Annotated in this window: 16 protein-coding genes and 1 pseudogene; 5 read left to right on the top strand and 12 right to left on the bottom strand. The window is 39.8% G+C overall.

Annotated elements, in window-relative coordinates; all coding sequences use genetic code 11:
• Positions 1–190 precede the first annotated feature (190 nt).
• Positions 191–364 carry a hypothetical protein gene (locus KO530_RS05355; RefSeq protein ID WP_216047381.1) on the bottom strand — a complete coding sequence of 58 codons (174 nt, stop codon included), beginning with the start codon at positions 362–364 and terminating at the stop codon, positions 191–193.
• Between KO530_RS05355 and KO530_RS05350 the strand changes: the two genes are divergently transcribed.
• From KO530_RS05350 to KO530_RS05340, 3 genes are all read left to right on the top strand, one after another.
• Positions 365–847 (top strand): hypothetical protein, encoded by a 483-nt coding sequence (locus KO530_RS05350; protein WP_216047380.1) that lies wholly within the window; start codon positions 365–367, stop codon positions 845–847.
• Positions 848–1,116: 269 nt separating this feature from the next.
• The gene (locus tag KO530_RS05345; protein ID WP_216047379.1) at positions 1,117–1,269 is read left to right on the top strand and encodes a hypothetical protein; all 153 of its coding nucleotides are present in this window, start codon (positions 1,117–1,119) and stop codon (positions 1,267–1,269) included.
• On the top strand, positions 1,259–1,486 hold the full coding sequence (locus tag KO530_RS05340; RefSeq protein ID WP_216047378.1) for a hypothetical protein: 228 nt from the start codon (positions 1,259–1,261) through the stop codon (positions 1,484–1,486). The genes KO530_RS05345 and KO530_RS05340 overlap by 11 nt, the downstream gene beginning before the upstream one ends.
• Positions 1,487–1,601: 115 nt before the next feature.
• On the opposite strand, the gene KO530_RS05335 is transcribed toward KO530_RS05340, so the two are convergent.
• Positions 1,602–2,291, bottom strand: coding sequence for a hypothetical protein (locus tag KO530_RS05335; protein WP_216047377.1), 690 nt, complete (start codon positions 2,289–2,291; stop codon positions 1,602–1,604).
• Positions 2,292–2,293: 2 nt separating this feature from the next.
• Positions 2,294–10,735, bottom strand: coding sequence for a SpvB/TcaC N-terminal domain-containing protein (locus tag KO530_RS05330; protein ID WP_216047376.1), 8,442 nt, complete (start codon positions 10,733–10,735; stop codon positions 2,294–2,296).
• 88 nt (positions 10,736–10,823) lie between these two features.
• Here KO530_RS05330 and KO530_RS05325 point away from each other — a divergent pair, with 88 nt between their 5' ends.
• Together KO530_RS05325 and KO530_RS05320 are read left to right on the top strand one after the other, a co-directional pair.
• Positions 10,824–11,105, top strand: a complete 282-nt coding sequence (locus tag KO530_RS05325; protein WP_216047375.1) for a hypothetical protein — start codon at positions 10,824–10,826, stop codon at positions 11,103–11,105.
• Positions 11,106–11,895: 790 nt separating this feature from the next.
• Positions 11,896–13,359, top strand: coding sequence for a DUF3987 domain-containing protein (locus KO530_RS05320; RefSeq protein WP_216047374.1), 1,464 nt, complete (start codon positions 11,896–11,898; stop codon positions 13,357–13,359).
• Positions 13,360–13,573: 214 nt separating this feature from the next.
• Here the strand turns inward: KO530_RS05320 and KO530_RS22205 are convergent, their stop codons facing one another.
• The 9 genes and pseudogenes from KO530_RS22205 to KO530_RS05275 all read right to left on the bottom strand — a co-directional run bounded on the left by KO530_RS22205 (position 13,574) and on the right by KO530_RS05275 (position 24,106).
• Positions 13,574–14,386, bottom strand: a complete 813-nt coding sequence (locus tag KO530_RS22205) for an HNH endonuclease (RefSeq protein ID WP_216047373.1) — start codon at positions 14,384–14,386, stop codon at positions 13,574–13,576.
• A gap of 155 nt (positions 14,387–14,541) precedes the next feature.
• Positions 14,542–16,212, bottom strand: a complete 1,671-nt coding sequence (locus tag KO530_RS05310) for a GmrSD restriction endonuclease domain-containing protein (RefSeq protein WP_252728882.1) — start codon at positions 16,210–16,212, stop codon at positions 14,542–14,544.
• Positions 16,209–16,382 carry a methylation-associated defense system helix-turn-helix domain-containing protein MAD1 gene (gene mads1, locus KO530_RS05305; protein ID WP_216047372.1) on the bottom strand — a complete coding sequence of 58 codons (174 nt, stop codon included), beginning with the start codon at positions 16,380–16,382 and terminating at the stop codon, positions 16,209–16,211. Before mads1 ends, KO530_RS05310 begins: the two co-directional genes overlap by 4 nt.
• Before the next feature lie 234 nt (positions 16,383–16,616).
• The gene (locus KO530_RS05300) at positions 16,617–17,471 is read right to left on the bottom strand and encodes an HD domain-containing protein (protein WP_216047371.1); all 855 of its coding nucleotides are present in this window, start codon (positions 17,469–17,471) and stop codon (positions 16,617–16,619) included.
• 110 nt (positions 17,472–17,581) lie between these two features.
• Entirely contained in the window at positions 17,582–17,875 is a 294-nt protein-coding gene (locus KO530_RS05295) for a hypothetical protein (RefSeq protein ID WP_216047370.1), read from the bottom strand.
• Positions 17,876–18,899: 1,024 nt separating this feature from the next.
• Positions 18,900–20,446 (bottom strand): annotated as a pseudogene (locus KO530_RS05290) (IS3 family transposase).
• 1,105 nt (positions 20,447–21,551) lie between these two features.
• Entirely contained in the window at positions 21,552–21,839 is a 288-nt protein-coding gene (locus KO530_RS05285) for a hypothetical protein (RefSeq protein WP_216047369.1), read from the bottom strand.
• Positions 21,840–22,118: 279 nt separating this feature from the next.
• Positions 22,119–22,955 (bottom strand): hypothetical protein, encoded by an 837-nt coding sequence (locus tag KO530_RS05280; RefSeq protein ID WP_216047368.1) that lies wholly within the window; start codon positions 22,953–22,955, stop codon positions 22,119–22,121.
• A complete protein-coding gene (locus tag KO530_RS05275) occupies positions 22,952–24,106 on the bottom strand; it encodes an Arm DNA-binding domain-containing protein (protein ID WP_216047367.1) in 1,155 nt (384 codons plus the stop codon). Before KO530_RS05275 ends, KO530_RS05280 begins: the two co-directional genes overlap by 4 nt.
• Positions 24,107–24,108 lie beyond the last annotated feature (2 nt).

The following is a 24,108-nucleotide window of genomic DNA, read 5'->3' as shown; positions in this document are numbered from 1 at the left end:
CATTCAGCTTAATTACGTGAGCAATGTGGCTACTCCGCTAGAAACTCATGAATGCATGGGTATTTATCTAGATTAAGAACGCATTAATATTTTTTATCAGCCTAGAGTAAAAATTATAGACCTCAATTTTCACTACCTTAAAATATGCCTGTCCATGTATTACTATCGGAGAGGTGTCGAGCCTAGCAATTCAAACACTCAACCATCCTTTATGGTGCTTACTGGCAAATCCAACTAAGGATAAAAACGAACTCATTTCTTTTTTAAGCAACATCAAAAATACAATGGTAACAATAAGACTAGCGTCAAAACGTGCGTAAAAAACTACTGTAGCGATCTCAAAAAATGCAGTGATATAGACCATATGACTGCACACCTACTTTTATATATGTTCGAGTCATCAAAAAGTAACCTCCATCCTCCGCTGCATGACTTACATCACATATTCAAATTCACACTGGTATTTTTAGCATTTCAATACCCATTATTGGATCATTGGGCATTTCTCAAAGTGATTGAATCAGCAATAAATGCAACTCATGTCAGTCGAAAACACTATCCAAAAAACTTTGCCTACACACCTGAGAAAAGAGCCTATTTGGAAAAACCAAGTCCAATGTATTTCTCTGACATTTTTAGCAATGAAGACCTAAACCATTTTATAGTGGCCTATCAAAATGCGGCTGATTGGTTGTGTAAACAAGTACATCAAACCATCTCCCCACAGTATTCAATTTGCACATTAGTGACCTTCCATCCAACAGATATTCTTAGTCTCAATATAGATACAAAAAATGAAATTCTCCGAAGATGGCAATCTATAAATGGTTCATCCATTTGCGCATAGTGTTCCACCTTAGCGAGAACACTGGTTCACAGAAAAAGAACAAGTGGTGCATTTATTGAGAATATGCAATTGCATATTATCTTCAAAATGAACCACATCAACTACCAACTAGGAGCGCGGTACTCGATAAGGTGAACCACCCAATGCAAACAAACGAACCACTGTTGTAATAATTGGGCGTACTACCTCATTTTTATATTTTCTCTACAGCCATGACGATTTGGTGATGCTGCGCTATACTTTTTGTATTACGACTTTAGGTGATTCCCATGCCATATTGTAAATCTGCGATAAAAATTGAAGCAACAGCAATGGCTAGTGACGTACTTTTTGCTTTTCCCAAAGCCCATACTTTTGAGTGCAAACTGGTTGATATTGAAGAGGTAAGGAAGCTAAAGCACGAGGAGAGCCATGATACATAAAGTGTTAGATGTGATGGCGCTTTCCGAAGAGGTAGCGCGAGATAGTCAGTCTGGCAAGTTAAGCAAGCAGTTGCTGGCCGAGGGGCAAACGCTCTATGGCATAAACCCCGACTATCCTGAATATCTTGAGCGAATAACCCCAGATGGTCGAAGAACATTAGGCCAATGGCGGGATGGGGAGTTCGATGCTGGATTTATCTTGCTGTATAAGTCTTGAAAGCAAAGCCCCCTTTAATGCGAGGCTTCATGGCAAATTTTGTGATCTATCACGACTAATTCGTCGATTAATTCGTTCCGACCCCTTTATTCTATTCTGCACCATCACGGTGTGGTTAATTTATCATTTTAACTACTGAGTAGTTTTTAATGTCTGATATTGATAAAGAATTTGTATTAAGGGATTTTCCTAGCGATAACGCCCCAACGCCAAATGAATTCTTTTCACTTAGCACCCAAAGGTCATGAGAATCTCCCTTTGAGAATGCGACTAGGCCCTTTTTTAATGATAAGTAATAAGTGTAAATTGATTTGTTGCCACCACTTTGGGTGGCGTTAATCACAAAAACTTCCCCATAGCTGTCTAGTTCAGCGATACGTTGCATACCTTTATTGGTATAGCTCAGCGAATTATGCGTCCATGTATTTTCTGTCTGAAATGTACTGATTGGTATTGCCAACCCAATAGAAGGGATGCATAAGTAAGCGTGGGAATACTCCTGACATGCCAGTTCTTGGTATAACTCATAGCTTCCGCTCCATCCAACTCCAACCGAGTTAACGCTTTCGCTATCAAAGTGAATTTTTCCGTTTTTAACATCCATAAACACAGATAGCGTATAGTGACTCTTGCTAGAGTGCCCTACCTTAAGGTTGTCTGTATTCACCTTTACGTAATGAAAATTAACTTTAGCTGAATCCATAGTACTCAAAGTCTCTTTTGGTTGTTTATTGGTTGCACAGCTTGCCGTGAAAGCTGCACAAATACTCACTATCAACATAAAAAAGAATCTACTTAACTGCATTATTAAAAACCTCTAATCTCTTTTAGGAATGAATCAGCCCTGAACTCTTCCTGTTTTTGAAATTGCGCCCCGGTCAGCCCTATCGGATTACTCTGATTAAAGGTGTGCCCCATCTCATGAAGTGTCAAGTCATAAAGGCCATTCATGCCAGACCTAAGGTTTGCATGGTAACCTAGCTTCCCCTCACTTCTCGTTACCGCTTGTCCATTTCTAAAGTTTGACATTTTTGATGAGGAGTAATGAATCTCGGAGCTAAACATAACTTTAGTTATCTTGCCATTCTTACCGAATGCTTGGTGAGGTACTAAGGCGTGAGCACTTCCTGTGTTGCCACTCAGCCTTTCTGAGTGAAATATATACTTTATATTGCTGTAGGTATCACGAAACCCTCTTGTATTGTCGGTCTCTAATACTGACCCGGGAGGGATTGCCAGAATATCAGCGGTCGCCTTGCTAATCATTTTATCTTGATTGATTACGTACTCTTGTTGCTCGGCAGAAAGGCCACCCCAAGCCACACCTTCGGCTAATTCTGCGTACATTAAGTTTGGGGTGTCGAGAGTGCCCACACTTCCTGCTGAGCTTTCACCACCAATTCTAGCTCCACTGGTACCATTGTTATTTCCACTAGGCTTACCAATGCCAGAAGTATCCTTAGTTGTCGCAACAGTATTACCCTTTAAATCCTGAACACTGGTAACCGCGCCATTCGTGATTGTAGCTTTGCCAATTACTACTGATACTTTCGATTTTACTCGCCCACCAAAGTGATTTACCTCTCGCTCTTCAGTTACATTTGCTTCTTCTGCTTTCTGAGTATCCGTTGCCATTTGTGGTTGCTCGGCATCTGACATCGCGGCCAAATACCCCGTCGGATCCGTCCCCGCCATCGGATTATTCATAATATACGAATACGGGTTGATACTCTGGCTACTTTCTGGCATCTGGATGAAGGGGTCTACCGACATAAAGCGACCAAGGTTATAGTCATAGATGCGCCCGTTCATATGAATAAGCTGCTGTTCGACTAACTGTTCGTGTCCGGTATATCCGCGATATTGGCCGTCCCATGAGCTTAAAGAATCCAAAATAGAGCCGGTTCCCGCATCTATTGGTTTTCCAAATATTCCATGGGCGCGATAGCGCAGAACGACCGGTGAACTGGTTCTGCCTTTTAACAAGGTGCTGGGGCTGCCCAATCTGTCAACTAAGCTGTGTACCACACCTGCTGGATAATCAGGTGCACCAGAAACTGTTTTATATAACGTAGTGTGATTACCCACAAAGGTTTTCTCTAACACTTTGTTGCCAGGCTGGACTTCTCGCTCAAACCCTTTGCCGACGTAGTAAGTTACATAAGTTTGACCACCGGTGGTTTTGGTTTGTTTGTAACGCATGCCATCGGCACCGTATTTGAAATAGGTGGTGGTGCCGTTTTTGACTATTTTTGTCGGTTTATTGTCTTTGTTGTAAATAGTCTGTGTTAACCCATTTCCGGTAAGCATATTGCCATTATCATCGTAGGTGAAGTAGTAATTGCTGCCACCTCTGGTAATACGCCTTACCGCATTAGGCCCTGCATTTCCACCCTGACCACGACTTGTATTGTAAACAAAACTGCTAGCATAATCGCTTTTATTTAAGATATTGCCCACAACATCGTAATCATAATCGTAATTGGCGACGACCATTGAGCCCATTTTCACCTGAGCAGCTTGCACACGCATTAGTTCGTCATAAACATATTCTTCTTGAAAGCCAGTGATGAGATTATGCTGTTTAGTTAAGTTCCCCATGCCATCAAAGTCATAATCAATATTTTGATAGGCGTTGTTACAACTAGAGTTAGTACCTGCACAGACAGATTGCACCGCGCCTGTGGCGGTTCGGGTGAATTTTTGATAAATGTTGGTACCAAACTTCTGAACTTTAACATTACCTAAGGCATCCATAGAGTCAATCTGGCGCAGTATTTCATCACCTGTTTCTAAATGGCGGAATTCACTGGTGAGGTAACCATAATCATTGTAGATATAGCCTAGCACTTCGCCACTGGGTGTTTTTTCCCCTTTCATGGTGCCTAAGATACTGTGATAAGCAAATTCCTGATTAAACGTCAGTCCGTCGATTTGCGTGGCCACAGTTTTTATTCTGCTTAGACTGTCGTAGCTAAAGGTTTTCACCTCACCATCGCCAGAGTTAGTAGAATCGAGTAACCCTCTACCACTGTTGGTGTCGTAATGCCATGTACGACCATTGACACTTATTACTCGACCCATAAAATCATAACTCGGCGTTGATACATTGCCGTTTGCATCTGTCTGTGTTGCTAGCTCGCCAAATTCGTTATAGGTAAAGTTCCAGATTCCCATATTCGGATCGTCAAAACTGAGTTTTTCCCCAATATCATTATATTGGGCGGTGATAATACTGCCTTTGGCATCTTTGATATAATCTGGGTTGCCCGCACTGTCATAAGCATAATAGGTTGCGCTGCCTTTCACATCAACGGTTTTTAGCAGTTGCCCAAGACTATTGTAAGTGCGTGACATGGTACCTACCGTTGAGCTGCTATTCCCTATGTCGCTAACACTCTCTCCTAAGGCGAGTGACGTACTTCCCACATCAATAGTGGTGGTTTGACCATTATAGGTATACCAAGATGTGTAACCCACCAAGCCATCAGATTGCACCTTATATTCAGGACGCCCCCAAATATCATAATTTTCATATTTCACGCTGTCTTGTTGGGAAAAGTAAGTAGTTGGGGTGCTTTGTTTTTCCACATTGCCCCGTGCATCATAAAAGGTTTCACTGGTTACCCAAGTGCCATTGAAAGCGGTACTCATCTGTTTGATGGTTCTACCCAACGAATCTTTGTATTCCATTGTGATAGGTGCGCCGTCTTGCACCGTTTTCACTCTTACCGCATAGTCTCCTGACTCCCACGTTAACTGGGTATAAACCGCTGGTGCTATATTTTGACCATTTTTAGTTATTTGGGTTTTAGACACCGTACCCAAGAAATTAATGGTATTCGTGGTGATTACACCTTGAGCATCTTCTTGAGTTAGCATCGCACCAGTTAATCGATCATATGTGGCGAAGCTAACATCAACATTCGTTCCCCATTGACGATTCTGAGTGGCTTGCACAAAATAACCATCGTCGGTCATGGTTGACGTAGTCCAGCGGTTACTTATGCTGACTTTGAGCGGATTACCGTAGATATCAAAATTCGACAGCGTGGTTTTACGCTCGATTTGCCCACTACTGTTTTTCACTTCAACGTCATAAACCACATAATCAGCATTATAGCGATTCTTGGTTGTCGTACTTTTACTTTGACGCGCACCAGTTGGTAACCCTGACAGGCTATAAGTAACTTGCTTAGTATTAGTAGATGTATCAGGCACGCTAATATAGCTATTACCCAAGTCCACGTAGACAACAGCGTTTGTTGTAGACAGCACAGTTGAATCATCGTCCACAGTCTTTGTATTTAACGTTGTCTGACACAAGTCATTTTGCGTCGCAGTTACAACGGTTTTTACATCTCCTTCTTTGTAACTATGACTCTCCGTTTCTGAAGGGTAAAAACAGAAGCTTTCACCCGACACATATTCGTTGATGTTGGGAAAATAAGAATTAACATCATAGGTTGACATCAATTGTTGATTATATGCATTCCGTTGTGTTTTTGACTTCACCATGCCAGACCAAGGAAAAGCCTGATAAAACTCAATTTCCGTTTCGATGGTATGTTCGGTATTCACATCGGTACTGGTTTCAATAATCTTTTTGAAACCTTGAAACCCACGCCCAGCGATATGAGCAGCAGGGGTACTATATTCATAAGTGGTAGGGTTAAGTGAGCCTAAGCCGTTGTCTGTTTCGAAGCGTTCAACCACGCGCATCGTATTACTGAAATTAACATAAGGGTAACCTACTCCAGCCGCTAACCCGCTATCACTGGTTAAGACATATTTCAATTGGCTATACCCGATCTCAGCTTTAGTCCCCATCCCTGTGCTGACACGATGAATAACATTCTCATCAGTAACGTCACGCTCAAAAATGAAGAAGCCCCGAGGATTATTTCCAGCACCGCTGGTTTTTGAACCATAGTACCAGCGACGTTTTTGAGCACCCGACTCAAATCCGATGCCGCTTACAAAATCGTCTAGCCCATCACCGTTTACATCGACAATGCTCATTGTTGCTAAGGCACCAATTATTTCATCATCCAATTCATAAGTCGTGAATGTACTGCCACTTTCATCCGTTAGCCACACTTCCCAGTGATATACATCGTATGAATGGAATCGTGGGAACTCTGCTCCATCTACTGCTCCACAATATTGGTTTGTTGCATGATCGTAACATTGATAGGTATAAGGTCCCTTAGTCGTTGGAACTAATAAGTCCTGTCTACCATCTCCATTAAAATCTAGAGTTTTGATGAAGCTATTGCGTACTTGACCTTCATCTTGATCACTAACAATATCGTTATATGTCAATGTTGCGAGTTCTTCTTTCCCAGTATAATTCGGTGCAGTAAATTGCCCATTACCTTTGTTAAAAATAGCGTAAAAAGAATAAAGGCCATCGGAAGCATTAGCTAACCCCAAAGTAAGAATATCTTGTAAACCATCTCCATTTAAATCTATCCAGCGCCCAGGATTTTTGCGCTTGGCTGTATCGTAAGTTGTGTTCAAATTAACGGATTTTGGCGTAAAACTGACGGTTTGGTTATTTGCATTAAACGAGGTTTGCAACCAAATGGCCGTGTCACGCACATTGGCATGCGCAATATCAATTAACCCATCGCCATTAACGTCAATCGGAGCTAGCGAAGACGACTGCGCACTATTTAAATTATAAGGAAATTCACCAGCGAAGCTAAAACCTGCACCACTTTCATTTCGAAGATAAGCTTTGTAAGTAATAATTGAATCAAACTGATTTGATGTTTGAGCTTTTGTTGCTACAAGTAAATCTTGCCGGCCATCCCCATTAAAATCAATGACAAAACTGGGGCAAAAAGTCATGGCGTTAAGATTGGCATAACTTAAATAACAGGTCGCGTCGATTTGCGTATTGTATAAGAATTGCTTATTACCATTTACAATGGTGGCAATGAGCAATTTATCATCTGTGTCTTTGTATACGATGTCTGTCTTACCGTCTAAATTATAGTCCATGTGACCTAAAATCGGTAAGTGTGGCTTAAAGGAGGCATTACCTGAGGACTCTGTCGGCACTTCATCTGGCCAAGTAGGAAAATCGGAACCTGGCACAAAACCACCACCAGACAAATATATTCCCTCACCGGATGTAACATCTAACACACCGTCGCCATCAAAGTCGCTGGCTTTTTCAATAGGCTCACCTACCTTAAACTGATCTTGAATTTGCAGGATTTGACGGGCGTCATCATAATTCGGATCGGGCGCTAAATCAGTATAATTATAATCCATTTGCAACCAATCAAAATTTGTTGTTAAACAATTAGAGGCTGCGTTATCTTCACAATATTGAAGACTATCCACTCGATAATAGTTATGAACATTATCATTGTTTGGCTGGGAGTGATTGATTCGCCAGTTAGATTTTATTTCATTGTCTATCCAAATTTCAATTCTACTCAACAACTTATTTGAAACTGACTTACCACCGAACGAATAATTCTCAACACTATTAATTGTATCGTAGATAAATTTAGCTCTGCGTGTTCCCAAAGTACCGTTATGTCCAGTGTAATAAATATTGGCAAGGTATTTATTTCCCGTTTCACTACTATAAGAATATTTAACTTCATTTTCGTAAGTATCCGATTCCAGTTCGAGTAGCCACCTTTCTGGAACTGAATGACCACTTCGGGTTACTTTCGTATTACCCGACATTCCATAGGTCGATGTTTTTCCGTCAGGGTAATAAACAATGAAATAAGCATTAGTTTGTGCAAGTGTTCCACCTAGCTGTTTAATGGTAAAGCTAGGGTCCCTTTCCGTGCGATACTCAGTATTGACATTGCCGTAATCAGCTTCATTAGTAGCAATTAAACGAGAGCCGTTAAAACACAACTTATCAGCGCTATCGTATAGAACTGACAATGTACTGTCGTCTAAGTCGTATATATTAGAACAACGATGTATTTGACCGCCAGCAGACAAATTCCAGCCATAACCCGCTAAACCTGCACCATTTTGGCTGCTATAGTTTAATGACACCGACGGTTGCATGCCTTTACGACCAGGAGGAATGGCAATCGGCACGCTATAACTAAATGCGCCGCCATCAACTTTGAAATTGCCTTTAATTTCACCTACTAAATCACTTTGCATTGCATCGCCATTTAAAGATGAGACAGATTGTTCCGAAATGGTATTCAGTGGCGCTGGAATAGGGTCAAGTTCGGCATTCACTGAGCTAGAGGTTTTAAAACCGCTGCATGCATTGTAAGAGCCAGTGACATTACAAGCCCGCACGCGATATTGATAAATGCCGTCGCTGGTTAAGCTAATCGACTTAGAGCGCGATGTTCCGGAATAGATTTGTGAATAACTGCCATTATTGACTCGCTGCTCTAAACGATAGTGATCCACATTCCCTGTCGCTGTTCCCCAAGAAACCGTGAATTGTCCACTGGCTGCCATGCTTGGCACGCCCGATATTGAACTCGGTACACCTGGTGTGATAGCAACGTTTGATTCACTTGAGGTGCGTAGTCCGCTGCATGTTTCATAAGAGCCGGTGCTATTACAGGCTTTTACGGTAAATTCATAGGTGCCGTCTGTTAAGCTGACAGCTTTGCTGCGGGTTGTTCCGCTATATATCTGTGACCAGCCGCCACCATTTAACTTTTGGTAGAGCTTATAGGTATCAACCGTTCCAGAAGATGCCCCCCACGTGATAGTAAATGAGCCGCTGCCGGATGAGCCTGGCACACCAGATATTGAACTGGGTACACCAGGTGTTTTTGCCACTAAAGATTCGTTTGATGTGCGCAGACCGCTACATGTTTCGTAGCTGCCGGTGCTGTTACAGGCTTTTACGGTAAATTGATACGTACCATCGCCGATACTAACGGCCTTACTGCGTGTGGTCCCACTATAAATCTGAGACCAGCCACCGCCATTTATTTTTTGATATAATTTGTAGGTATCAACTGTACCTGAAGATGTGCCCCATGAAATTGTAAATGAACCAGAACTTGTTGTTCCAGGTACCCCAGATATAGAACTAGGAACACCTGGCGTTTTTGCGACCAAGGATTCATTCGACGTTCTGTACCCACTGCATGCTTCATAGGTACTGGTACTATTACAGGCTCTAACTCTAAATTTATATGTACCATCGCCTAAACTAACCGCTTTTGAGCGACTGGTACCAGAGTATATTTGAGTCCAACTGCCATTGTTGGTTTGTTGATACAGTCTGTAACGGTCAACGGAGCCTGATGCAGTCCCCCAGGAAACAGTGAACGAGCCAGAGTTGCTGGTACTAGGCACACCACTGATTGAACTAGGCACTCCTGGTGTTTTAGCGACTTTTGATTCACTGGAGGTGCGATAACCGCTGCACGCTTCATAGGTACTGGTCGTATTGCACGCTTTGACGCGATACTTATATGTCCCGTCGCCTAAACTTACTGCCTTTGAGCGACTAGTACCAGAATAAATTTGTGACCAGCTCCCTCCGTTTGTTTGTTGGTATAGTCGGTATGTATCAATCGTGCCCGATGAGACCCCCCACGAAACTGTAAAACTACCAGAACTCGATGTACTTGGTACTCCGCCAATAGAACTAGGCACCCCTGGAGTTTTAGATGAAATAGTCGAATCCGTGCTGCTATAGGCCCCCCAACCCGTTTCATTATATGCTCTAACTCGAAAATAGTAGGTACCATCGGAAGTGGCGGTATAAGTATAATTTCTGGCTGAGCCGGTATATTTTGTTGAATAGCTACCGGAATCTTTTTTAACCTGCAATTGGTACTGTGTGATTGATTGACCAGAGCTTGCTGGCCAAGATATAGCGATAGAGTAATCATTATCAGTAGAAGGCGCACTAGGAGTGCCCATTTTAGGAGGTATTGATAGAATATTTACAGTTAAACTAAAAGTATCCATCGATACATTGCGCACCATTGGCTCTCCGCCAACCCAGGTCTCTTGGAGACCTCTAAGCTCATAACTGTAATTGCCATTAGCTTGGCCAGAAAAGGACTTTGAAGTTCCGTAACCGCTATGCACTTGAGTGGTAGAACCACCGACGGTTTCATATAGGAAATAAGCGCCAGAATCACTAGACTCCGATGTCCATGACAACGTGTAATTGCCTGTTCCATTTGGTGAAGGTGGTAAGCTAGAAAAATAGCCAGCTGAAGCAAAACCAGAAAGGGCAGTTAATAGTAAAAATAATCCAGTGCGGAACAACATCTATCACTCCATTGACAGTAACAACTTTTAAACATACGATAAACAAACTATCAAGAATGGTCAATAATTTTCACAAAAGGACTTGTCGATGTTCAGAATATCTATTTTAAGCACCACCTTTTTAATTTGCTTTTCCTCTGCCGCACAAAACCTTAACGGTTCTCCAGATCTAATAGAAAGTGCATTTGAGACATACAAGCAGTGTATTAAAGTAGAAAAACACAATGGAAAGAATCAGATTACAAAAACTAATTATCAAGCTTTGTGTCAGAAAGAACTTGCTCGCTTAAAAAGTGTCTCTCAAGGAAGCTACCCAGTAATCCAGAATATAATTGAAAAGTGGATAGGCTCAATGGAGCAAAAAAGTTAATAGTTAATAAAAGCCTTCACTAACAATAACGGAAAATCATTTCCCTTGGATTTCGCCACAAAAATCACTCCGCCCACTATAATAGCTATGGGTAATAAAAATATTAAACATCAATTTTAGCCCCCTATTAATTTAAAACGTTAAAACAATTGCTTAAAATTTCCCTTTAAAAAAACGGAATAAAGGGAGTCGCCTTTTCATTGAAAAGTAGTGTGCTGTCCGCGTCGACAGTGTTGCTCCAATTAGCCCGAATAACATTGCACTAATAAGTATTTAAAGTTGATTTGCTGTTTTTTTATGTACAAATGTTGTATTTCTGATAGCTTGTGATGGAGATTTGATTGTTTTTCAACCGCGCCCTAAGGATTACATAAAGCTTTATTATCATTTTGAAATAATATTCGTTGGCTGTAGTGGGCTCTTAAAGATTTACATGGTCACAAATAGGTCACAGAAATACAAATAATGGCACTATAAAAACTACAGACCTCTAGATATATACCCTACAGCGCCCTACCCACTTTTTACACTTGCTCTACCAAAGCAAATATATAACTGTGTCGCGAATATGAAAAGCAGCGCATTTTAGCACACATCATCAAAGACTCCCTGTCAGTAAAAAAATATATACTAAATTTCAATGCAGCCCTTTAAAAATAGGAATCAAGATATTTATCTCACAACAGAGCGAATTCACGCTGATGACTTTTTCAATTAATCGTTAACTATAAGTCCAGCTAAGTTAAGTTGACCTAGCAAATATGATTTATTGAAAAAGGAGTTTCATATTATGTTTCATGCATTGTTCAAAATTTTAGGTAAACGCAAGAAAGTACAGGCAAACGTTGATAAAGCAGTTCAACCTGAATTGGAGAAAGGGCTTTCTTCTATAGCTGTCTCTAATTCGCAAGTAGACACACAGAACTTAAAGTGGCTACCTCTTAAACCACTGAATTTCGATCTGCTTCCGGTTAAGCCGATAGAGCCAGATTGTTTACCCCGCTCGCTCTATGACTACGCAGAAAACAACTCAAGTCGCATTGATCAGTCACCTATTGAGTACGTTACTATTGGCCTTCTAGTAAGTTTAGGAGCGCTTTTAGGGTGCGGAGTAGGTATTAGACCGAAACGCTATGACTTGATTTGGATTGAGTATTGCAATCTGTGGGCTATCATTACAGGTCGCCCATCAGATATGAAGACACCGTGTTTAAAAGCTGCTAGTGCTCCACTTAAATATCTTCAAAAGACTAGCGAAAACGGAGAGTTTAATTTTGATCTGAATGATGCGACCTACGAAGCTGCTTGTCTCAAAGCCCAAGCTAATCCGAAAGGAATACTATTATTTCGAGACGAAATCTCGGCATGGCTTAATTCACTAGAAAGGCCAGAGAAAGCTTTTGAGCGAGCATTTTACCTTGAGGGCTATAGCGTGAATCCGTATCTACAGGATAGAGTAACAAGAGATCCAGTTTTGTTAAAAAAGCTAACGGTCTCAATTCTTGGAGGCATTCAACCTACTAAGCTATTACAGATTCTTCGTTCACGAGCCAACGGCAAAAATGACGATGGACTTTTTGAGCGCTTTCAACTGCTTGTTTTTCCTGATACTGCTGGAAAATATAGAGATATAGCTCCCGATCTAGATGTTGCTAAAAAAGTAGAGCGGATTTTTATTCTACTCTCTAAAATTGGTAACGCAGAGAAACCGTTAGAGCTAAAGTTTGATGAACCTGCTCAAAAGATCTGGGACGAATGGGCATCAAAATTCAAGGATAATTCAAATAACTGTGATGAAGAGGAACAATCTGTTCTAGGAAAATATCCAGCGTTGTGCGCAAAGCTCTCTATGCTTTTTCATCTTGTCAATGAAGCTGAAAAACACCCTGAATCAGTAGGTTTTATACCTAAATTAGAAGTTTCAAAAGAGTCTATAAATATGGCTTTAAAATGGTTGGATATTTTGTGGAGCCACAACCGCCGGATTCACCATTTTAGTCAAAATCACTCGCACTCAGACAAAGCAAGCCTATTTTTGAAGCGACTCAAAATGATTAAAAACGAACCGTTTTCACTGCGAGACGTTTACAGAGGAGGAATGACTGGCATGAAAACCGCTGAACATGCTAACCAAGGTGCTCAAGAGCTCGTAAATCGAGGTTATCTACAATCTGTTACACAGAAATCGGCTAACAACAAAGAGAAAACAATGTTTTATCGGCACCCAGATCTCCTCAAACCTATTAAGTTCTGAATGTGTAAAATGTTCATCGAATTGTGCTTTTAAATGCAATGACACAGGTGACTATGGTGACAATTTAAATGACAAGTCATCACAGTCACCACTGTCATTGCCCCTCTTACATATCTATTCATACGCTATTCTTGTTTTACTAAAGATGAATATTCGTGGTTATTTGCGTCTCCACCTGTGTTCCTATTAATAGGCAAAATGTTTCTTTTATGTATCATTCACGAATTAGCCTATCAACTCTTGAGTACAGCTCCTCAATAAGTGCCTCCCTATTAATGCCAAAGTGTAATTCCCGGTGGCAGTTTGGACATATCGCAATCGCATTGGAAATGGTGTCACTACCGTCTTTTGCCAAATGTCTGACATGGTGAACCTCAAGATAGGGCTCACCATTCGATTTAATAAATGGAGACTTTTCACCGCAACATTCACAACTTCCATTTGCTATGTCCAATACATAAGCGACTACCGCTGCATCTCTGATAAAAGCCTCTTGGCTAGTGGTGCATTTATTCGGTACCCTTTGCCCATCAGGAATTCTGTCTCCAATTTTTTCTTTAAGATTTTCGGCTTTTTCAATTAGCTCTTCGGCAGAGTTACATAATACAGGTTTAAAAGTGGCATCCTCAAGTTGACAATATCTATCACTAGATTTGTCTAAAGCCAACCCAAGCTCGCTATCATTTAGATATTGAATACGGCTCAATTTTACTTTGACCCACCCTTTAGTGGGCCCTAAAAGCGGTGCATTTTGTTCCCTTCCATGACGCCACTTAGCTTTATATTGCCTTTCGTCTTTTGCGCCTTTGTTAACCGAGAAAACCTCGTTCTCATTCTCAATATATGCACTTTGTATATCACTAAGTGCGTCTAAGTATTTCGACTCTGATATCCTTGCTTTATACCCGTGAAGATAAGTCCCATCTAGTCCATTGAATGGTAGGAAAGCTCTTACCCCATTCCCTTTGGTCTCTTTTGCCACAGGAATCCATGCATATAAATCACCAGCTTGATATTTCTCTATCACTAACGTCACCCAAAAAAATAAATTCAGCAAAACTATTGCTACGTATACATTTGCCTTAGCATAGTTTTAATTTGAACAGCAAAAAACCCTCACTTTAAACCGCTGTCAATGTGTCCCCACCGTGGTTCAGTTTTACCTGCAAATTAACACTGTGGTTATAAATCAGCTTCTATTGCTAATTCATCAATGTCTGCAATGTTTATGCTTTGATGGACATTTTTGTCTTGATCACGAAGAACGAGACGCTTCTTAATTTCTTCTGATAGTTTTTCACAACGCTTAGTTAAAAAAGCATCGTAGTTATCTTCCCAAATTCCCCATTCATTTAGATCAATTAGATGGGTTTTCATATGAGTCTCTAAGTCAGGGTTTTGCTCAGCAAATTGACTCATATATATCGATGGAGCTTGAGCCCCTATTTTTCGCTTATTTAGGAAGTCATCAACGATTGTTATATTACTGATGTGGTTACTATGCTCATCTCCCAAGCCTTGCTTGCGTAAAAATGCCCTGGGGAAGTAATGATGATAGTTGCGGCTATTGGCTTGTTTTAACCAATCATTGCTAATGTGCACTATAGAGCCATCAATAAACGACTTAGGTTGCTGATACGCCATGATGCAAAGTATTGCTTTAATATAGCTGCGACCTGCATTGAACCAACCATTGTCTTTGATGAACTGTGCAGAAGTATCTATTGACCAATCATAGCTTGGTTTAGAATTACCCAATATTTGATCTATACGTTTTATATCTTGCGCTAACTTACCTTCGACTGAGCTTGAGTAGCGGCCACCTAAACTCACTCGCCAAAAGAAATCCTCTAAGCAAATTTGTTTATTGTTTAACGGTTTATCGTTGTGGTGATAAAAGAAATAAGCAAAGGGCGCGAGTAGTGAGTTGTAGGGTAATAGCTTAGAAACCGGGATACGGTAGTACCCTCTGAAATAATCTACAGCTGATTCAATTGCGCTGGCTACTTTTGGCCATTCTTCAATAAAACGCTTTTTGTCTAAACGTAATATGTTCTGTCGTTTACATTCTTTGCCTATTACAAGTGCAATAATTTGAAGAACTGTAGCGTCAGATATGGTGTCGTACCCGACCTCGCGAAGTCTGTTAACCAGCGCTTCAAACTTTTCTGAAAGGTCAAATTCTTCTTTTGCATCGAATGTCTTAGCAACCATAATTTCAAACAATGAAAGCGGTTTACCGCCAACATTGATACGAGTAAAGATTTCTGTTGCGACGTCTAAAGGTACTTCTTTCACTTCAATAAGCGAAAAGTTATAGCTTTGTAATGTTTGTTTGTACTCTTCTAACTTAACGTGATATTTCGCATCAAAGCTAGCTAAAACGGTGAGCCCAGCATTAATTAGGTTGGTTAAGGATATATAGGTACCTTGTTCTAGATCTGCGGTATCGACAATAACAATCTGATCATGTTCTGATGCATTTAAGTCGACAAAGATTTCTGCAAAGTCATCCGTTTTTTTGCCTCTGTTAATCTGTACACCTTTGAGCGCACAAAAAAGGCTTGTCATACGCTGTTGGCCATCTAGTACATATTCAGCAAAATCATCTTCAGGTATTGATGGCAATTTAACACCACCTAAGTCTTTGACTACACGCAGCGTTTCCTTTGTTTTCCAAGTGATGAAGGTACCTATTGGATATCCTTTCAAGATACTATCGATAAGCCCAGCAGCTCGCTCTTTGCTCCAGACGTAATCACGCTGAAATTGAGGTATTTTAATGCGCCCTTTTTCAATATCTGCTAAAAGTGTTTTATAAGGTAAGTTTTTAGGTTCTGGTAAATGCATCATATGTCCTTTTGTGCCTCAATCCATTTTTCAAGATCTTCTTTTTTAAAACGCCAACTCCCCCCTACTTTGAAACCTGGCAGTTTCTTATCCGCTGCGAGCCGGTAGGCTGTTTTCTCAGTAAGCTTTAAGTACTCTGCAACTTCTTTCAGGGTCAAAATCTGTTCATTCATAATTTTCATCTCTGATGACCAATTAAGAGAATATGGGAAAATTCGGGAATAAACAAGAACCGCATTGGTTAGATATCGATATAGCAATATCTATCTCTATATTTTGGTATTTTAGTATTGGTAAGAATAGCTTGATTGCGTATTGCGTAAATTACTTTAGACGGCTACGGATATTAGGGTCGAGGTTTACTTTTTTCTATAAGTATTATTGGTAAATTGCGATTGCCTACAAAATCACCAGTCTCGTAACTCCACCGCCAAGCATTCAACTAAAACGGGCTCATTTTTGAGCTCACTTTGAATATCCGTAATGGGCGCTTCAAGCACAGAATCTGCTACTTCTGTCCAAACAGTAACTTGTCTTACATAAGAACAAATCTCACACGAAAAATGAAGGTTCTTGCTGCGTAACGTTCTTAAATAAGTATCGATTTTGTCGGTAAGTACCGCTCCATTACCTGCGCCGGTAACATTTATTTCTGCGAAATAAAATGTATCTTTGTTTGGGCTGTAAAATACCTTTCCTTGCGCCATCCATTTTTGAATCTTCATTGCCGTTTGTTGCAAAAAGGTCGCATGAGTTTGAAGACTTTTCTCTACCGTTTCTACTAACAACCGACTCAAGTGCAGTGATGCTCCGCTGCACACCTTAGCTATTTCAAGCAAATGTTCCATAGAGTCGTTAGCACGCTCAATCGACCAGTCTAGCGGTATTAATCTTGCGTTACTTATTGCATCTGCCAACTTGATGAGTTTATGGGAGTCACCAACATTTTTAGCTTTATCAATACGAGCTTGGCGTCTACTATTAAGACTACTTTCTTTATCATCCGACAATGATTTAACGAGCTCAGCAACATCTCTCCCAAACGTCTCTTGCACATCTTCGTAGGTCATCGAAGTATCCTCTAAAGCATCATGTAACAACGCAGAAATCAACAGGCACTCATCATCAAAACCATGCTCAACTAGTAAACATTTCACTTCAAGTAAATGATTAAAATATGGCGAGCAATCACCTTTTCTAACTTGCTTCACATGTGCAATTGAAGCCATCTGAAATGCTTTCGAAATGCGTTTAGACATCATATTACCCCCCCTTATCTCACTTCAATTGTTTTGTTGATTGTGAGCAAAGCCAAGAATGCTTAAGAACTTAGGTTGCTTTTTGTTTTCATTAGATAAGCAACTTTCCGATATTAAGGCCATATCGGGTCAGCTAGCCAGCCTCGGATTATCTCGATATTTTTTACATCGAGGATTTTACAGGCAGTAAACAAATCAAAGCCAAAATTATCAGCACCTCCAAAAACAGACATAAAAAAGCTAGCCATAAGTTTTTCAGACTCGCTTTTTCCCCTTAGATACTTGTTGGCCTTTTCGAGCAACATGCAACGCCTATCAAAATCAAAAAGCGGCAACAATTGCGGTGCTGATGTGCTTAACCAGATCGCAAACCTACGGTGTTCATGTGAAAGATGATCGTATTTCATATTTAATTACTCCATTTATGATTTATGAATGCCATTGTGTAACCAACTTATCAAGCTTATCACAATCATATAAAAAATCAACTTTACTATGTATTTCAATAACTTATTATCATAATGAAAAATTTTGTACATCTTTTTATGAATAACTAACCTAATAATAAAAGAGCCAGCTGTAAAGCTGGCTTAGACTTTTCATTTTGATAATTAAGTCACTTGTAATAACAGTCTCTGAGCAACATATGTATTGCGATATGTACATTTTTGACGAATTTTCCCGATTTATATGTTAGTTAAAGTTTAAAGAAGTGACACGCCATTAAAATGGTTGATTTTTATTCTCAAACTTCACAAAGTCATTTTTGTCAGACACACTCCTTAGCACATTGTCAACGGCAAACTAAAACTGCCCCCGTTTTCTGCTAATAATGGTAAAGTAAAATTGCCCCACCTGTAACGTTTTGGTTTATTTATTAGTTGTAATCACTGGCTCGACGCCAGCTGTTTTTTTACATTTTAAACGATAACTGTTTCCTGCTATTTGTTACGCTTGGAGCTCAGCAAACCCTTTTGCCTATATAAATAGTAGGTTGACTTTATCCTCTTGCACCAACTCATCTTTAGATGCTATTTGTACTTTGTCTTGTACCTTCAAAGCATCGCTTGGTCAAACCTTGACTAACGCCGGTCGCATCTTTGCTTTGAAACCTACATTTGTGGGAACAGGCGATAGTTTTGTGAAGGTAAAACCGAATGAGTCAATACCCACGTAGCAACTTCAACAAGAATAAACCCCTTTGAATCGCAGTACTTCGTTGCTCATTGTTATGACTGAATCTGCCTCCCGCAAAATTCGTTCGTGTGTGGCTTGGAAAATGTCAAATTTTGCACCATCTGAATTGGATAAAGCACGCAAACGCTTGGCGGTTTGCGAGGCAAATTTTAGCTCGCCATTAAAGAGTGCGTGTTTCGGTAAAAACAGTCAGTCATTTCCGCTATTTTTCAAGACAGTTGTCGCATTTTGTAATTAAGCAACGTATTTACTTTCAGGGTTTAGTGACACTTCGTCAATATAATCCCAATTGCGTATATCATTGCGCCATCTATTAGGGTTTTTAAGTTGTGCCGCTAAATAAGTTTCTCTCCTCTTTTTAAGTAATTCACCATCCAAGCCGTTATGACGTTGTTCTGGCGTAACGTATTTAATGCCGCTGTGCTTATGAACATTGTTGTACCAATAAGTAAAGTTGTTTACCCATTCGCGAGCTTCCGCGATATTCTTAAAGCCATCTTTCAGCCATGAGTGATGGTACTTTGTTGTTCTAAATAGTGATTCAGAATAAGGGTTATCATTACTTACCCGTGGCCTTGAATAAGAGCTGGCGACACCTAGGTCTCTCATTTTTGCCTGCATAGTGAAGCTGCGCATAGGCGCACCGTTATCAGAATGCAATGTTGTGCCGCCGTTTAAGCATTTCTCACTCCAGACCGCTCGCTGAAGAACGTCACCGGCCAATTCACCTAGTTCTTGAGCGTAAACTTCGGCACCGACTATTTTTCGACTAAATATATCCACAATCATGTAGAGGTAATAATGTTGTCCCCGTGTCAATGTAGCTAGATAACTAATATCCCAAGTCCATATCTGATTGGGTTTTGTCGCTATCTTTTCCTTAGGTTTACTATTATTTACGCGCAATTTAGTAGGTGCCCTTTGCGCCAATTGGCCGTACTCATTTAACACACGATAAAACGTTGATTCAGAGCCAATATATAGACCATTATCAGCTAGCGTTGGGACGATATAGCCAGGTGGATAACTAGCATACTCACTTGAATTACACGTTTCTAATATGGCTGAACGTTCTTCCACCGAGAGCTTATTTGAAGGCGTTGGTCGTTTTGCTGTTGGCCTCTCATCTTCAAACACCTGCTTACTTTTATCATTATACCAACGCTGAATGGTGCGAACTGACACGCCAATTGTTTTGCAAGCTATCGCTTTGCGTGCACCACTGGAAATAGCAGAGTTAATTAGGCTCACGATTTTATGCCGCTCTGGAAGAGGAGTTAATCTTCCTCGCTGTTGTCCCAGAGGGCATTGTACTTTTCCCGCAATACCAACAAAGCGGCGGTTTAAGCAAGTGCTTTATCTTTTCTACTAAGCTCCTTTTCTAAAGACTTAATCTTCTTCTTATCAGCTCGTCGCACACTATCTAGCTTGTATTGACTTTCTTGCTTCGTAGTATGAGCAGCAATAGACAATACCTTCCATTGTTTTACATGATCAACATACATACCATGCTCTCGGCAATAAGCAGCTAATTCATGTTCAGATAAAAGTGCAGTTTCAATCACTGCTGCAAACTTTTGTTCGGCAGAAAAACTATTGTCTTCAACCTTATTGCTCTCAATTTCTTGCCCACTATCAACCAATTGTTGCCTCCATTTCTGCACCGTTGCTATACCCACCTCTAACTCGCTAGCTATTTGTCTTAGGGTATAAGAGTATGGCGGTAGCAACCACGTTTGAGCTTGTTGTTTCGTTTCTAAGTCTACTGCATGTGCTGGCATTATAGCCTCCATTTATTATAAAAATGAGGCGACAACAATCCTGGCATAGCGGGGAAATGGTCGATCGATTTCGACCGAAACATGCAAAGAGTAAATCTTCAACTTCATTAGATTGATTTACAACTAAGCAGAGATGTTTTTTGTTTGAAGAATTTGTATCTACCAAGCTAGATGATTTGTGATCAATTTCGATATTATTTAACAGTAATTATTTCTCCATTTATAAAGTTTGAATTCCCCCTTATTAAAAATGATACTGATCTCGTACTGTTTTGCACATGAAATATCAATACCAACATAAGCCTTCATTAACTAATTACTTTCGCCCACAATCCAAATTAAAGTCTAACTCAATGTCGAATACTGCGTTACCACTTAATTTTACCGTGCGTTACCACTGAACTCGCAAAAAGCGTTACCACTTAAAGCTTAATGCGTTACCACTGAAATTTTGAAATGCGTTACCACTGAAAAAATAATTTAAGTGGTAACGGGGGGAGTACGGTATAAAGTGAACTATCTAGCCAATTCAGTGGTAACGCTTTTAGTAAAATGAGGTGCAATATTGCCAAAATACACAAACAAGGAGTAAAAATAGCTATTACAATAGTCTGTCTATTAAAACAGTGATTACTTTTGTTTTGAACCTAACGTTTGTAAGAGCTCGGTCTATTAAAAGTCTTGCTAAACTATTGCTATCGAAATTTCATTCGTTACAAACTGAATTCAATTGAATGCTCAAAGCTACCTAATATTGATTCAGTTACTCTTATATTAAGCGCTTCAAACGCAATCTAATCTGCATAAAATCTCATTTTTTAGCTCATTTAAATCGTATGTAATCATCCATTTTCACGACATTTTTGAGAAAGTTTCTAGCACTTTCTGATAGATAAAACTCACCGTTTAGAATGCAATAAAATATCCGATTTTGAGTGATATAACTACAGATTTAAAACCCTATTCTAGCAACATTTCACTATCAAAAAATCGTAGTTTCAGTAATTAAAAACCCGTAATTAAAACTACCGTTTGAAACAAGATTTACTTCAAGACAAAACTTTTTACTGGGCACCCATTCAGATACTTTTCTACCTCAAACGCGTTACTTTTTCTCTGTGTTGCAGAAGCGTAGTGTTAAATTATTTTGGCGACAAAAATCAAGTATCAAGGACTCATATTGATTTCGGTCTTTGTCGTATCGATAATAAAACTCGATTACGTTGGCATTGATTAATGCCCGAATATCATTCATGCCATCGTCAATGGCAAGAGTTTCAGTTCCGCTCAAAGTATATACATTGTTCGCTCTAAACTTAGCTTTCGCCAGTTTTGTTAGCAGACCAAAAGGCTCGTCGTCAGTCGCGATTATTTCTATATTAAGCTTTGTCATCTAGTCACCTAATCGTTTACTTTCATAAGTATAAATGAGCACTGTAAATGCCATTAACTTGCTCTATTTTCGCTGGTACCAAGCTAAGTTAACAACGTCAAAAAACAGTAACCAAGCCACTTTTGGATTCATTTTTACCATGAAACGAATCCAAAAATCTCAATGAAATTAACATCACTATAGAATAACGATATACATTCATAAAGCCACCTAAACTATAGTGACTTGTTTTGTTCTAATACATCTCATATCCATTCAAAATTGGCTAATAATCAATGCTTAAGCAGCTTCTAAATTTCCCAAAAGCTTTTTCCCAAAACACTGCACTTCCTGACATGCAACAACTTGTATAGCTTTAATATATTCAACTTCTTTGAGGTCGCCTATAACAGAACAAAGTGGATCTGTTTTGTATATAACCTCTTTGAAAACAGAGCTTAAATCTGGTAGATGGCGATCTAAAAATAACTCTACTTCTTCTCCCAATTCAAGAAATGTCAGGTCCTCCTTTATTCGCATATCGAAACGCTTTGACGGACCTACACAGTTAATGAAAAGAGAGTAAACCAAGCCAAAAACGATTGCATAATCGCGCTCTATTTGTGACCTAAAGTCAATGCAAACTATGTTTGACAGAAATCGTTTTAATGAAGATTTTAACCATGCATCGAATAAAACGCCCTGCTCTACTCGCGCCAACAGACGATTCTTCGCAACCAATATTAACTCAGTAAGTTGCTCAGAACTCACTTCAGTCAATAGCTCACTGCTGTTTTGCATTCGTGCTCTAGTGTATCGTTGACTATCAAAAACAAACCCGAGTGACTTTAACGCAACTTCACTAGTCACAAGTCGACACTCCCTTATTTTCCAATGCCCACCGGCTCCTCTCACAGCCTCTATAAAAGCGAAAGCACCAACAGAAAAATCTAATCTTTCTATGCTTTCACAAGCAGTACACATCTTGATCTTGCTTTGCCCATCGTTAAGTGTTAATTCATAAAAAAAGCCACTTAAAAGGTCATAGTGAACTGCATCCAAAATTCGATATACGCCCTTAATACAACTGTATTTTTGAAACGTTTTAATGGGTAGTTGGTTAGAGTAATACTTCATAGATTCACCTCAATTTTATTAATGTACGTATTTGCTTGCTCACCATCTGAGCGGGTTAAGTTAGGAATGTAGTTGCTGTAGTAATTAAACAATAACTCACTGTTTTTATGCCCTAGTTGACGAGCAATCCATTCTGGGTTTTCGCCAGATGCCAGCCAAATCGATGCAGCTGTATGGCGGCTTGTATATGGCCGGCGTTTGGGTATATTTAGTTGTTTGAGTAATGGATACCAAACACATTGCGTGATGTAACTTTGTGTTAGCGGTTTACCATTTCTACTAAATACATATTCGCTATTTTCAGCATCCTTAAAGATTCTCAATAATGAGCCATGAACTTGGTCTGACATCTCGACAAACCGATCTGAATAAGTGCTTTTTGTATTCCCTATTACACCATCAACAATAGACTCATTTACGTTGATAGTACGTCTCTTAAAGCACACATTTTTCCAGCGAAGACCGTGAAGCTCCCCTGTCCTTAATCCAGAAAAAAATCTCACTATGAAATAGTCTTTAAATTCGGTTGAACAGGCATTGATTATCGATTCAACCTCTTGAATCATGAACGGACTTGGCCGACATTTACGTATTCTTAATGGTCTAATGTCTGAACAATGATTCGGGAAGTTGAACCTCTCACTAGCTTCTGCAATTATGCTCAACATTAGCGATACAATGCGGTTTACATATCTCGCCGAAAGTCTCCTGTTACTGTCATTATTGCACTGACACAGTTCACTTCTATATTGAAGAACATCTGCCTTGCTAATGTTATCAATAACCTTAGCACCGAATGCTTTGATGAGTTTGGTCTCTAACAGATATGAGATAGTTTTGAAGTAACTTGAGCGCCAGGTTGGTCTCATTTCGTTGAGCCATGTATAAGCGAAATCTTTAAAGGTAATAATGGACGTCGTTAATGAGTTGGGATCAGAAAATAATTTAGCTTTTTGGCTGCCTGGAAACGTATCAGAGTAATTGAATATGTTTAACGTAATCTCTGCATCAATCCTATTAACAAGTCTTCTCAGCAGTCTTCTGTTTCGAGGTGTGTCAAGCATTCTGGTTTGCTCACGACATCTAACTCCTCTATACCTAAAATCGATATAAAGCTTGCCGGTTTCTTTTCTAACATTTAATGTTGCCATAC

It is taken from the genome of Aliiglaciecola lipolytica, assembly GCF_018860635.1.
Lineage (GTDB): Bacteria > Pseudomonadota > Gammaproteobacteria > Enterobacterales > Alteromonadaceae > Aliiglaciecola > Aliiglaciecola lipolytica_A.
Note: the sequence above shows the minus strand (reverse complement) of the source record. Positions and strands in the feature narration are given on the sequence as shown.